This window comes from Streptomyces eurocidicus, from assembly GCF_002891295.1.
In the GTDB taxonomy this organism is placed as follows: domain Bacteria; phylum Actinomycetota; class Actinomycetes; order Streptomycetales; family Streptomycetaceae; genus Streptomyces; species Streptomyces eurocidicus.
Map to the genome: position 1 here is coordinate 807,874 of NZ_LGUI01000002.1, position 13,526 is coordinate 821,399.

The following is a 13,526-nucleotide window of genomic DNA, read 5'->3' on the forward strand; positions in this document are numbered from 1 at the left end:
TTCCCTTGTCCGGAAATCTCTTGCACGTCAACGCGACGGTGACCTGCCCGCACGGGGCACGCGCCACCATCCTGCCCGCGCAGGTCAGGGTGGTCGTCGGCGGGAACTTCGCCGCCTCCGTGGCGGACCTGGACACCGTCGGCGGCTGCCCGTTCTTCCTGGCCAACACCCCGCATCCCTGCGTGACGATCCGCTGGGTGGCGCCCTCCACCCGGATCAGGATCAACGGCTCGCCGGCCGTCCTGCGCTCCTCCACGGGCCTGTGCCTGGCCCCCGACCAGGCGCCGCAAGGGCCGCCCAACGTGTCCGTGGTCCAGCAGCGGGTGGTGGGCCGGTGAACGGGCCGCGCGGGAACCAGGGTCCGACGGCGCCCGCCTCCGGGCCGCGCCGGACCGACATCGCCTTCCCGTTCCGGATCGGCACCCGGGGCCGTACCGCGGACGCCGGCTACGACGACCACGTCCGCGACATGATCGAGCAACTGCTGTTCACCAGCCCCGGCGAGCGCGTGATGCGCCCCGACTTCGGCTGCGGGCTGCTCGACCTGGTCTTCGCCCCGAACAGCCCCGAACTGGCCGCCGCGCTCCAGCTCACCGTGCAGGCGGCCCTCCAACGCTGGCTCGGCGACGTGATCGAGGTGGAGTCGCTCGACGTGGTGAGCGAGGAGAACGTGGTGCGGGTGCACCTGGTCTACGTGGTGCGCCGGACCGGCTCGCACCGCGTCGAAGAGTTCGAAGGACGGGGAGCGGCGTGACAGGCGGGACAACGGCGCAGAACTGCGCCACGGAACGCAGACGGGACGACGTCCGGGCCGCGGAGCTGAACGGCGTCGACGAGATCGAGGTGAGCGACGACGGCCGCACCCTCACCGTCACCTTCCTCGGCAAGGCACCCTCACCGGGCCGTATGGGCCCGGGGAACATACGGATCGACGGCGGCCGACGCGTCACCGGCATCCGCGCCACCGCGGTCACCGTGGAGGTGACGGCGGACCCCGAGCTCGACGACCGCATGCTGGTCACCCTCGACAAGGCCGGCGACACCTCCCCCTACACCCTGGCGGTCGTCGAGACCGACGCGTACGGGCGACCGGGCGAGGAGCCGTACCGCGGCTTCGACCCCCGCTACCACCGGGCCGGGTTCGCCTTCGGCCCGTCCTGCCCCACCCCCTTCGACTGCCGGGACCAGGAACCCTGCCCGCCGCGGCCGCGGCCGCACCCGGTCATCGACTACACCGCACGCGACTACGAGACCCTGCGGCGCCTCGCCCTGGACCGGATGACGCTCACCACCCCCGACTGGACCGAGCGGCACGTCCCGGACCTCGGAGTGACGCTCGTCGAGCTCCTCGCCCACACCGCCGACCAGATCGGCTACCAGCAGGACGCGGTGGCCACCGAGGCGTACCTCGACACCGCCCGCCGCCGGGTCTCCGTACGCCGCCACGTCCGGCTCGTCGACTACCCCATGCACGACGGCTGCAACGCCCGCGCGTTCGTGGCCCTGGAGGTGGACACCGCCCTGACGCTCGCGTCCGGCACCTTCCGGTTCGCCGCCGTGGACGTCAGCGCCCTCACCCCGCAGGAACGACCGGACCTGGGCACCGTGGTCCCCGACGAGGAACTGGACGCCCTCGCCGAGACCGCCCTCGTGGAGGTCTTCGAACCGCTCGACCGGTGCGACCTCGACCTGCGCCCCGCACACAACGCCGTCCGCCTGTGGACCTGGGGCGACGAGGACTGCTACCTGCCCGAGGGGGCGACCGGGGCCACCCTGCGCGACGAATGGGTGTGCGGGGACGGGAGCGCGCCGGAAGGAGAAGGGGACGGTGACGAGGACCGCGAGCGGGTCCTCGCGCTGTGCCCCGGCGACGTGCTCCTGATCGAGGAGGTCCTCGGCCCGCGCACCGGCGCCCCCGCCGACGCCGACCCCGCCCACCGCCAGGCCGTCCGGCTCACCTCGGTCACCCCCCTCGTCGACGAGCTGTACGACCAGCCCGTCGTCGAGGTGACCTGGGCCCCGGCCGACGCCCTCACCTTCCCGGTGTGCCTCTCCGGCCGGGCCGGCACCGACTGCGCGCCGCTCACCGACGTCAGCCTGGTCCGGGCGAACGTCGTCCTCGTCGACCACGGCCGTTCGCTCACCCACTGCTACGGGGAACCGGAGCGCGTCACGGTCCCGCCCGCCCCCGTCACCGTCCCCGGCTGCGAGCCACCGGAGTTCGGCTGCGGCGACCGGGCGGAGACCACCGGATCCGCCGCCGCCGTCCACGACCTGCTCGACCGGGCCCGGGACGGGTACCAGCTGGAGCCCGGCCAGGTACGCGAGCTCCACCGCCTGGTGGGCGAGCCCGCCGTGGCCCGCGCCGGACTCGACGTCCACCTGGTCCCCGGCGCCGACGGCGAGGAACGGGTGGTGCCGCCCGGCGCCGACGCGCAGGCCGCCGCCCTGGAGACCCTCCTCGCCCAGACGTCCTACCCGGGGCTCCCGGCGCGCTTCCGGCCCTTACTGCTCCAAGCACCCGTCACCCAGGCCGCCCCCTACCCCGCCCCCGAGCAGGTCGCCGCGAGCCAGGCCGACCTGCTCGCCACCCTCCCCGAGCGGCTGCGCCTCCGCCTGGAGGAGCTCTGGGCGCAGGTCCACGACGGCGAGAACCCGACACCGGACCAGGTGGCCGAGCTGACCGTCGTGTTCGGCGCCGCCACCCTGGAACGGTTCCACCTCGCCGAACGGCCCGCCGAGGCCCTGCGCGAGCTCATCGCCCGCCGCGGACGGCTGCTCGCGGGCAAACTGCGCCGCCTCTCGGTGCTCGTGGCCCGGGCCCGCGCCGGCGGTGTCCTCGACCCGCGCGTCACCTGGGAGATCCTGCACGACTGGGGAGCCGCGTACGCCGACGGCCTCGACCCGGCCGACCCCCGGCTCGCGGGCCCCGCCACCGGGACCGGCCAGGACCCCCGGACGGCCCTGCCCGCCGTCGTCGTCACCGAGGAGCGGGCCGAAGACCCGGAGGAGGAGCCGGCGGACCGGGCGCCCACCTGGCTGCCCCGCCGGGACCTCCTCTCCAGCGGCCGCCGGGACCGGCACTTCGTCGGCGAGCTGGAGGACGACGGAAGGCTCGCCCTGCGCTTCGGCGACGGCCGCCACGGCGCCGCCCCACCGCCCGGCGCCACCCTGGAGCTCTCCTACCGGACCGGCAACGGCCCCACCGGCAACGTCGGCGCCGAGGCCATCAACCACCTCCTCCTGTGCCGCGCCGGATCCCCCGGCGTCACCCGGGTGCGCAACCCGCTCGCCGCCGCCGGCGGCACCGCCCCCGAGTCCCTGGACGACGTACGCCGGCTCGCGCCCCTGGCACCGCGGCGGACCCGGCTGCGCGCCGTCACCGCCGACGACTACGCCGAACTGGCCGCCCGTGTCCCCGGGGTGCAGCGCGCCGCCGCCGACATCCGCTGGACGGGCACCACACAGGAGGTGCAGGTGGCCGTCGACCCGCTCGGCACGGCCGCCCCGGACGCCGTCCTCCTGGCGGCCGTCGGCCATGTCCTCGACGGCTACCGGCGGATCGGCCACGACGTCGTGGTGCACCCCGCCCGCCTGGTCCCGCTCGACATCTCCCTCACCGTGTGCGCCGCCCCCGGCTTCCAGCGCGGACACGTCCTCGCCGAGCTGCGCCGCGTGCTCGGCACCCGCACCCTCGCCGACGGACGGCGCGGCTTCTTCCACCCCGACGCCCTCACCTTCGGCGAACCCGTCCGCGTCAGCCGCCTGGTCGCCGCGGCCGCCGCCGTACCCGGCGTCGTGAGCGTCCACGCCACCCGGCTGCGCCGGCTCCACCACCACGACGACGGCGAGCTGGAGGCCGGGCTGCTGCGGCTCGGGCCGCTGGAGATCGCCCAATGCGACAACGACCCCGACTGGCCGGAGAACGGCCGACTCGGCATCGAGATCGGAGGCGGCCGATGAGCGGCCGATGCGACTGCGGCTGCCGGGGCACCGCGACGGCGACACCCACCGAGGTGACCAACCCGCCCGGCCTCACCGCCGTCCGCCACCGGGTGGGCACCTACGGGGAGTTCCTCTCCTCCATGCTCGCCAGGCTCTCCGGACCCGCCTACCCGGCGCTGCGCGACCTGACCGTACGCACCCCCGAAGACCCGGCGATCGCCCTGCTCGACGCCTGGGCGGTCCTCGGCGACCTGCTCACCTTCTACTCCGAGCGGATCGCCAACGAGGGCTATCTGCGCACCGCCACGGAGGACGGCTCCCTCGCCCTGCTCGGCCGGCTCGTCGGCCACCGGCCCCGCCCCGGCGTGGCCGCCGACACCGTCCTCGCCTACGCCCTCGACCGGGACCCGAACCCCGGCCGGGAGACACCCGTGCTCATCCCGCGCGGCGCCCGCAGCCAGAGCGTGCCGGGGCCGGGGGAGGAGCCGCAGTCGTTCGAGACGGCGGAGGAGCTGACCGCCCGCTGGTCGTGGAACGAGCTCCCGGTGCTGCGCCGCCGCCCCTACCAGGTGACGCCCCGGCTCCTGGCCGAGCGCACGGAGCTGTTCGTCGCGGGCACCGCCAACAACGTCAAGCCCGGCGATCAGCTGCTGTTCGTCTTCAGCGCCGAGCCGTCCGCCCGGGACAGACGCTTCCTGCGCACCGTCCCCCACGTCCGCCTCGACCGCGAGAACGACCTCACCGAGATCGGCCTCCCCACCGCCGCCCAGCCCTCCCTGAAGGGGCTGCGCGAGGAGCTGGAGAAGTGGATCTCCTCGTCGGAGAAGGAGCCGACCACCCCGCCTCGCCCCCAGAACAGCCGCCTCGTCGACCGGTTCCAGGAGGACGTCCTCACCCCCCTGTACAAGGCCCTGGACAGCCTCAAGACCGTGTCCGCGTTCGCCGACCGGCTGTCCCGCGACGGGCAGCGCGTCCGCGAGGCCGCCGATCTCGCCCGCCCGTATCCACGGGTCGCCGCCTGGTTCGACGCCCTGGCCGGGAAGTTCACCGCACTCGTCGGACAGGCCCGGGCCCTGGAACCCCCGCAGCCCGCCGAGGGCAAGCCGAAACCGCCCCCGGTCCCCGGCGGCGCGCACGAGCCGCTGTTCGACGGACTCCGCCTCGGGGACGACCCCACGAAGGAACCCGGCGTGCGGGAGAACGCCCCGGCGGCGCCCGCCCACCCGGCCTTCCGCGGCCTGGGCGCCCTGCTCCCCGCGCTGCGCACCGCGCCCGTACGCCCCCCGGTCGACGCCCGCCACCTCGCCCGGGACCCCGAGCGCGTCTACGCCCCCGGCTCCGACACCGGCGCCCAGCTGCTGGCCGCGCTCGACGCCCGGATCCACGAGGGACTGCACGACGCCTGGCGGAAGGCGGACCTGACGGCGCCGCTCGCGCTCGGCGCGGTGCAGGTCATGAGGGTCACGGCGACACCGTTCGGGGCGACCGCGCCCATGCCCGTCAAGCCGAACGGCGGGATCGACTACGACGACTGGCGGCTCTCCGGCCTCGCCTCGCTCGGCACCACGGTCACCTACGACAAGGACGCCACCATCCCCGCGCAGATCGCCTTCGCCTACGCGGTGGCCAGCTCCACGACGTCGGCCAAGGAGCTCGTACTCCCCACCGACCGGGAACTGCCCCCCAAGGACGTCGAGGGCGTCGGGCCGGGAACGGTCCGGGTGCACACCACGTTCCCGCCCCCCGAACCGGGCCCCGGCGCGGCCGCCCCGGCGGATCCCCCGGACCCGCAGCGGCTCGGCGTCACCGCCGACCTGCTGCCCAAGCTCCCCAAGGCCACCGTCTTCGTCTCCCGGCCCGGCAAGGACAAGAAGGTGCGGGTGACCGTCACAAACGGCACGGACCCCGACGTGGTCTTCCTCCTGGGCCCCGACGAGACCTCGCCGAAGCAGATTCTCGGCAAGCTCGACGTCACCGCCCGCCGCAGCACCCCGGCCGACAAGCCCGCCACCGTCGAGGTCGTCATCAACACCCAGCTCGAGGTCACCGACCGGAACAGACTGGCCCTCGACGCCGTGTACGACGGCATCGCCCCGGGCAGCTGGATAGCCGTCGAACGCCCCCGGAAGGGCAGCCCCGGGCAGATCCCCGGCAGCAAGGAGTTCGCCCACGTCGTCACCCGGGTCGCCGACGTCCGCGTCATCTCCCGCGCCGCCTTCGGCATCACCGGGAAGGTCACCGAACTCACGCTCCAGGACGACTGGCTCGATGACTTCGACACCAACCTCGCCCACATCAGGGACACCACCGTTTTCGCCCGGGGCGACACCCTCCGCCTCGCCGAGGAGACCGTCACCGAGGACGTCCAGGGCAACAAGATCGAACTCGCCGGGCTCCACGACGGACTGGCACCCGGCCGCCTGCTGGTGTTCAGCGGCGAGCGCACCGACATTCCCGGCACCACCGGGGTCATCGGCACCGAACTCGCCATGGTCGCCGAGGTCCGGCAGAGCGTCGACCCCGCGCTGCCCGGCGACGCCGTGCACACCACCCTCGTCCTCACCTCGAACCTCGCCTTCCGCTACCGCCGCGAGAGCCTGCGCATCCACGGCAACGTCGCCCGGGCCACCCACGGCGCCACCCGCGACGAGCCGATCGGCAGTGGCGACGCGAGCAGGGCCAACCAGACGTTCACCCTCTGGCAGTCCCCGCTCACCTGGCTCGCCGCCGGCAATCCGCTGGGCGCCGAGAGCACCCTGGAGGTCCGGGTGGACGGCGTGCGCTGGCACGAGGTCGACAGCCTCGCCGGACGCGGCCCGCTGGAGCGGGTGTTCGTCACCGGCAGCACCGGATCCGCCGACGGCCGGACCACCCTCACCTTCGGCGACGGCGTGCACGGCTCGCGCCTGCCCACCGGACACGAGAACGTCCGCGCCCGCTACCGCATCGGCGTCGGCAGGACCGCCAACGTCAAGGCCGGCCGCATCACCCAGCCGACCACCCGGCCCCTCGGCGTCACCGCCGTCGTCAACCCGCTGCCCGCCACCGGCGGCGCCGACCCGGACGGCCCCCGCCTCGCCCGCCGCAACATCCCCCTGGCCGTCACCGCCCTCGACCGGCTCGTCTCCGTACCCGACTACGAGGACTTCGCCCGCTCCCGGGCCGGCATCGGCAGGGCCGCCGCCCGGGAGATCTTCGACGGCACCCGGCGCACCGTCCACCTCACCGTCGCCGGTGTCGACGACATCGCGCTCACCGACGACTCCGACATCGTGCGCACCCTGCGCACCTCCCTCGCCGCCCACGGCGACCCCCGGGTGCCGGTCACCGTGGCCGTACGCGAACTGGTGCTCCTCATCGTCGCGGCCAACGTCAAAGTGCACCCCGACCACACCTGGGACCTCGTCGAACCCGCCCTGCGCCGGGCGCTGCTCGCCCGGCTCGGCTATCCCGCGCGCGAGCTCGGCACGCCCGCCCACCTGTCGGAGGTGCTGGCCACGGCACAGTCCGTACCGGGCGTGGAGTACGTGGACGTCGATGTGTTCACCGGCGTCCCCGGCAGCCTCACCCCGCAGGGCCTGGAGGAGCTCCCCGGCAAGCTGAAGCGCCCGCAGCCGGTGGTCGGCGCCCGGCTCGCCGCGTACGAGGAGGACCGCTACACCGTCTCGCCGCCGGGCCGGGAGACCACCGAGACCCTCACCGAGGTCGCCGCCAGGAACGGCGTCACCGTCGCCGAACTGCTGCGCCTCAACCCCGACATCACCGACACCCGCCCGCTGCGGAAGGGGCGCGTGGTCCTCGTCTTCCGCGGCATCCGCCCGGCGCAGTTGGCGCTGCTCTCCCCGGACGTGCCGGACACACTGATCCTTAAGGAGGCACGGGCGTGAACCGTGACCCCGACGGCCTGCTGGCACTGCTCCCGCAGTGGCACCAACTGCGCGACGCCGAGGCCGGGGAGCCGCTGCGGGCCCTGCTCGCCGTGCTCGCCGAGCAGGTCGACCTGGTGCGCTCGGGAGTGGAACAGGGCTACGAGGACTGGTTCGTCGAGACCTGCGCCGACTGGGCCGTGCCCTACCTCGGCGACCTCGTCGGCTACCGGATCCTGCCCGGCTACGAGGAGGTGCTCACCACCGGCCTGTCCCCGGGCGGCCCCGGCGGCGGCACGGCCGAGTCGCGGCGGCGCCTCGCCGCCCGGCTGGCCCCCCGCCGCGACGTCGCGGACACCGTCGCCAACCGGCGGCGCAAGGGCACCCTGGCACTGCTGGAGGAACTCTCGGCGTCGGTCGCCGAATGGCCCGCCAGGGCGGTCGAGTTCGCCCGGCTGCTCGGCGCCCACCAGCCGGTGCGCCTGTTCGGGGCGGGCGAGGCGGCGGCGGCCGCGACCCGGCTGACCCGGGGCCGGCTGCTCGACCTCCGCGACGGCGCCGCCCTGGACCTGCTCGGCGGCGCCTTCGACCCGGCCGCGCACGGCGTCGACGTACGGCGGGCCGCCTCCGCCCGCCGGCAGGGCGGGTACGGCCCGGCGGGCGTCGGCCTGTTCGTCTGGCGGCTCAAGCCCTACCCGGTGACCCACGCGCCCGCCTACTGCATCGACCGCGCCCGCAACCTCTACACCTTCTCCATCCTCGGCAGCGACAGCCCCCTGGTGGCCCGGCCCGAGCCGGAGCCCTCGGCCTCGCACCTGGCCACCATGGACAACGTCCCCGCGTTCATCCGCCGCAGACAGCTCGCCGACCGGCTCACCGACCACTACGGCCCCGGCCGCTCCTTCACCGTCTGGCGGGACGACGAGGAGGAACCCGTACCGCCCGCCGAGATCGTCGTCGCCGACCTGTCCGACTGGACCTACCGGGCCCGGCGCGGCCAGGTCGTCCTCGACCCCGAGCTCGGCCGCATCGCCTTCGGCACCCGCTGCGCGCCCCGGCACGGGGTCTGGGTCAGCTACCACTACGCGTTCGCCGACGACACCGGCGGCGGGGAGTATCCGCGGGAACGCGACACCCCGCCCCGGGCCGCCGTCTACCAGGTCGGGCCGGACCGGCCCTTCGAGCGCATCATGGACGCCTACGAGCAGTGGCGCGCCGACGGCGGCGCTGAAGCCGTCATCGAGCTCACCCACAGCGGCGCCCACCAGGAGCAGCTGGACTTCGACCTGTCCCCCGGGGAGCGGCTGGAGGTGCGCGCCGCCGAGGGCGCGCGCCCGGTCATCCGGCTGCTCGACTGGTACAGCAACCGGCCCGACGCCCTCAACATCCACGGCAACCCCGGTGACGGGCCCGGGCCGCGCGTCGTCCTGGACGGGCTTCTCGTCACCGGCCGGGGCATCAGCGTGACCGGCCCGGTCGGCTCCGTCGTCCTCCGGCACTGCACCCTGGTGCCCGGCTGGTCGCTGGAGCCGCGCTGCGAACCGCACTCGCCGCAGGAGCCCAGCCTGGTCATGGAGTGCACCACCGCCTGTGTGCAGATCGAGCGCAGCGTCCTCGGCACCATCGAGGTCGTCGGCGACGAGGCCGGCACCGACCCACTGGAGATCCACATCGCCGACAGCGTTCTGGACGCCACCGGCTCCGGCCGCGAGGCCCTGTCCGGGCCCGAGTGCCGCCTCGCCCACGCCGTGCTGCGCGCCCACCGCACCACGGTGATCGGCGAGGTCCATGTGCACGCCGTCGAGCTCGCCGAGGACAGTATCTTCACCGGCCGCGTCCACACCGCCCGGCGCGGCACCGGCTGCGTGCGCTTCTGCTACGTGCCGCCGGGCTCGCGCACCCCGCGCCGCTACCACTGCCAGCCGGACGAGGTGCGCGCCGCGGTCCGGGAGCGGGCCGCGAAGGGCGAGATCCCGTGGGAGGACGTCCCGGGGCTCCAGGACGCCGAGTCGGCCCGCGTACGGCCGGTGTTCACCAGCGTCCGCTACGGCACCCCGGCCTACGGCCAACTGGCCGACGGCTGCGCCCCGGAGATCGCCCGAGGGGCCGAGGACGGCTCCGAACTCGGCGCCTTCCACGAGCTCTTCCAGCCCCAGCGCGAGGACAGCCTGCGCGCCCGCCTGGAGGAGTTCTCACCGGCCGGCACCGACGCGGGGATCATCCACGTCACCTGACCCCGCGTCATCCGGCCCCGCGCCATCCGGCCCCGCGTCACCCGGCGCCACGCCGCCCGTACCGCCCGCCTCCGGCCCGGTCCCGGCCCGGCGAAGTCCCTCGCCCGACGGCCGGCCACGCATTCCGCGCTATTCGAGGGGAACGAACCCATGCACGCAGACCTCTCCCGCCTCACCTTCCGGCCCGCCCAGCACTACTCCGGCGTGCTCGCCCAGCAGGGCCGGGTCCAGCTCGACGCCGACGCCAACGAGCAGGCGGCGATCACCCGGCACCAGGCCCGCACCCTGACCGCCGACCTGATAGGGCAGCACGGCGGCCCGTACGGCGCCGTCGGCTTCCGCATCGAGTTCCGGCCGGGCGGCAACAAGCCCGACGACCTGGCCGTCCACGGCGGGCGGTACTACGTGGACGGCATCCTGTGCGACGCCGACCGCCCGGCGCCCGGGACACCGGCCGAGCACGAGCCCACCGCCCGGGCAAAGGCCCCGGCCGCCCCCGAAGGGCCGGAGGCCGGGGCCGACGGGGAGCCGGACCCGCTCGCCGGCACCATCTGGACGTACTGGGACCAGCCCGACGCCTACCGCGACGCGGAGAACCCGGCCGACCGGCTGCCCGCCCAGTCGCCCTATCTCGTCTACCTCAAGGTGTGGGAGCGGACGGTCACCGCCGCCGAGGACCCCGCGATCCGCGAGGTCGCCCTCGGCGCCGCCCTGCCGGACACGGCGGCCAGGATCAAGACCGTCTGGCAGGTACTGCCCCTGACCGGCACCGACCTCGGCGCCCCGGAGAACCCGACGCCCGACCAGCTGCGCACGGCCTTCCGCGCCTGGGCCGACAAGCAGCGTGCCCCGGCCGCCGCGGCCGCGTTCCGCACCGAACGCCCGGAGCGCACCGACGAGGACCCCTGTGTGATCCCGCCCGACTCCCGCTACCGGGGCCCGGAGAACCAGCTGTACCGCGTGGAGATCCACACCGGTGGGACGGCCGGGACAGCCGGGACGGCCACCTTCAAGTGGTCGCGGGAGAACGGCTCCGTCGTCTTCCCGGTGACCGCGCTCGACGGCACCTGGGTGGAGCTCGCCACGCTCGGCCAGGACGACAAGCTCGATCTGAACGCGGGGGACCGGGTGGAGCTCGCCGACTCCGCCTACACCAGCCGCGGCGAACCCGCCGGCCTGCTGAGGGTGGAGGAGGTCGACCTGCCCGGCCGCCGGGTGCGGCTGGACGCCGAACCGGGCCGGGGCACCGGCAGGCTGCCCGGCCTGCACCCCTTCCTCCGCCGCTGGGACCACCGCGCCCCCGGCGGCGGCCGGAGCACCGCCGAGCAGCACGGCGACGGTGCCCTCAAGCTGACGGAGGGTGCGTGGACCGACCTGGAGGACGGCGTCCAGATCTGGTTCGAGCCCGGCGGCCGCTACCGGCCGGGTGACTACTGGACCGTCCCCGCGCGCACCGTCACCGGCACGGTGGAGTGGCCCGCCACGCCGGACGCCCGGCCGCTGCTCCAGAACCCGGCGGGCATCGAGGTGCACTACGCCCCGCTGGCCTGGGTGGTGGGCGGCAAGGCGGCGCAGACCGACCTGCGGTACGTCTTCAGGCCGCTGGCCGGGCCGGTCGAGCCCGCCCCGCAGCAGTGACCGCCGGAGAGGGGGCGCCCGCCTCCCCCGAAGAGGCCGGCTGATGTTCCGTCGTGCCCACGCCGCAGGGCCGGGGCCGGCGGCCTCGACGGGCTCCCGGCCCCGGCCCTGCGGCGGGGAATCGGTACGGCGCCTTCCGCGGCCGCCCGCTCGTCACGGACGCGCGGGCTCGGCCTCCATGACGGCCGCCGCCGGCCGCTCCGTCCGCCATGCGGCCGGAGCCTTGGGGCGGCGTACGAGCGCCACCGCGACGAGGCCGCCGAGCACGCCGAGCGCGCCGGAGACCAGGAAGGTCTGCTGCAGCCCGGTCGCGAAGGCGTCGTGCACCAGACGCCCGGCCGCGGCCCGCTCCGCCGGTCCGGCGTGGGCGATGACGGCGCCCGCCTGACCGCCCGCGAGGGCGTCGGCCGTCGCGGCGGGATCGGCCACGGCACCCTTCCCGTGGTCCCGGAGCGCGCCGGTCATCCCCGCGTGGAAGACGACCCCCAGCACGGCGATGCCCAGGGCGTTCCCCAGCTGGCGCGCGGTGTTCACGGCGCCACTGGCCATGCCGCCGCGCTCGGGCGCGACCGAGGCCAGCGCCGCGGACGCCAGCATGGGGGTGGCGAGTCCGACGCCGACGCCGGTTACGGCGAGCCCCGGCACCAGGACGGTCCAGCTCGAATCCGCGTCGATCGTCGCCTGGAGGAACGCGCCCGCGCCGATCAGCAGCAGACCCGGACCGACCGTCCAGCGCGGCGAGGCGCCGTGCAGGAAGCGCCCCGACAGCGACGCGACGAGGAACGCGGCCAGGCTCATGGGCAGACACGTGAGACCGGCAGTGACGGGCCCCATGCCGCGTACGGACTGGAGCCACAGCGAGGTGTAGGCCAGGTAGGAGAACGCGGCGACGGACAGCAGCACCGCGGCGACCATCAGCCCGGAGAACGACCCCTGGCGGAACAGCGAGAGGTCCAGCAGCGGCTCCCGCCGGCGCTTCTCGATCAGCAGGAACGCGAGCAGCGCCACCGCGGCGAGACCGAAGAGCCCCAGGGTGGTGGCCGAGCCCCAGCCGTTGTCGCTGCCCTTGATCAGCGCGTAGGTCGCGGCACCCGCCGCGACGGTGAAGGCCGCCATGCCGGGCAGGTCGACGCCCCGGGACCGCCGGGCGGGCGGCACGGCGACGAAGCGCAGGGTCATCACGATGGCGAGCACGCTGATCGGCAGGTTCACGAAGAAGATCCACCGCCAGTCCAGGTGCTCGGTCAGCAGACCGCCCAGGACCGGCCCGGCCGCCGACGCCGCGCCGCTGACGGCACCCCAGGCGCCGAACGCCACCCCGCGGTCCCTGCCCTGGTAGATGCTGCTGATCAGTGCCGTCGTCGTGGCCAGCATCGCGGCCCCGCCGATGCCCTGCACACCACGGAAGGCGATCAGGGCCGCCGGGCCCGTCGCCAGGCCGCAGGCCAGCGAGGCGAGCGCGAACAGCACCAGGCCCACGACGTACACCTGGCGGTGGCCGACCCGGTCGGCCAGCGAACCCACGCCCAGCAGCAGCGCGGCGAGCGCCAGCGCGTAGACGTCCATCACCCACTGGAGGTCCGCGAAGGAGGTGCGCAGGCTCTCGGCCATGTCGGGCAGCGCCACCACGACGATCGTGACGTCCACCAGCAGCATGAACGTTCCCAGGCACACCGCTACGAGCGGCAGCCACTTACGCATCCGAACCTCCAGAGGTCTGTCACGAACGAGGCCGGAAGCGCGACGGGCTCCCCGGGTACCACCCGGGGAGCCGCGCTTCCGACCAGGTCGAAGTTCGCATCGGACGGGCGGTTTCCGGAAACTGGAGAGGTCTGGCTGACGG

7 protein-coding genes are annotated in these 13,526 nt (G+C 74.8%); 6 read left to right on the forward strand and 1 reads right to left on the reverse strand.

Annotated features, from left to right (window positions below; all coding sequences use genetic code 11):
- Positions 1-5: 5 nt before the first annotated feature.
- The 6 genes from AF335_RS08385 to AF335_RS08410 all read left to right on the forward strand — a co-directional run bounded on the left by AF335_RS08385 (position 6) and on the right by AF335_RS08410 (position 11,683).
- The gene (locus AF335_RS08385) at positions 6-338 is read left to right on the forward strand and encodes a hypothetical protein (protein ID WP_146045469.1); all 333 of its coding nucleotides are present in this window, start codon (positions 6-8) and stop codon (positions 336-338) included.
- Positions 335-754: a GPW/gp25 family protein gene (locus AF335_RS08390; protein ID WP_102917625.1), complete on the forward strand. Its 420-nt coding sequence runs from the start codon at positions 335-337 to the stop codon at positions 752-754. The genes AF335_RS08385 and AF335_RS08390 overlap by 4 nt, the downstream gene beginning before the upstream one ends.
- On the forward strand, positions 751-3,963 hold the full coding sequence (locus tag AF335_RS08395; RefSeq protein ID WP_244926960.1) for a putative baseplate assembly protein: 3,213 nt from the start codon (positions 751-753) through the stop codon (positions 3,961-3,963). The genes AF335_RS08390 and AF335_RS08395 overlap by 4 nt, the downstream gene beginning before the upstream one ends.
- Positions 3,960-7,832 (forward strand): putative baseplate assembly protein, encoded by a 3,873-nt coding sequence (locus tag AF335_RS08400; protein ID WP_102917626.1) that lies wholly within the window; start codon positions 3,960-3,962, stop codon positions 7,830-7,832. Before AF335_RS08395 ends, AF335_RS08400 begins: the two co-directional genes overlap by 4 nt.
- Positions 7,829-10,045 (forward strand): hypothetical protein, encoded by a 2,217-nt coding sequence (locus AF335_RS08405; protein WP_102917627.1) that lies wholly within the window; start codon positions 7,829-7,831, stop codon positions 10,043-10,045. The genes AF335_RS08400 and AF335_RS08405 overlap by 4 nt, the downstream gene beginning before the upstream one ends.
- Before the next feature lie 150 nt (positions 10,046-10,195).
- Complete coding sequence (locus AF335_RS08410) at positions 10,196-11,683, forward strand: DUF6519 domain-containing protein (RefSeq protein WP_102917628.1); 1,488 nt, start codon at positions 10,196-10,198, stop codon at positions 11,681-11,683.
- Between the two features lie 153 nt (positions 11,684-11,836).
- On the opposite strand, the gene AF335_RS08415 is transcribed toward AF335_RS08410, so the two are convergent.
- Positions 11,837-13,384: an MFS transporter gene (locus tag AF335_RS08415; protein ID WP_102917629.1), complete on the reverse strand. Its 1,548-nt coding sequence runs from the start codon at positions 13,382-13,384 to the stop codon at positions 11,837-11,839.
- Positions 13,385-13,526 lie beyond the last annotated feature (142 nt).

Excerpts from the sequence above, each read along its gene's own strand:
- AF335_RS08400 (WP_102917626.1), top strand. The coding sequence starts at position 3,960 with ATGAGCGGCCGATGCGACTGCGGCTGCCGGGGCACCGCGACGGCGACA.
- AF335_RS08415 (WP_102917629.1), bottom strand. The coding sequence starts at position 13,384 with ATGCGTAAGTGGCTGCCGCTCGTAGCGGTGTGCCTGGGAACGTTCATG.
- AF335_RS08410 (WP_102917628.1), top strand. The coding sequence starts at position 10,196 with ATGCACGCAGACCTCTCCCGCCTCACCTTCCGGCCCGCCCAGCACTAC.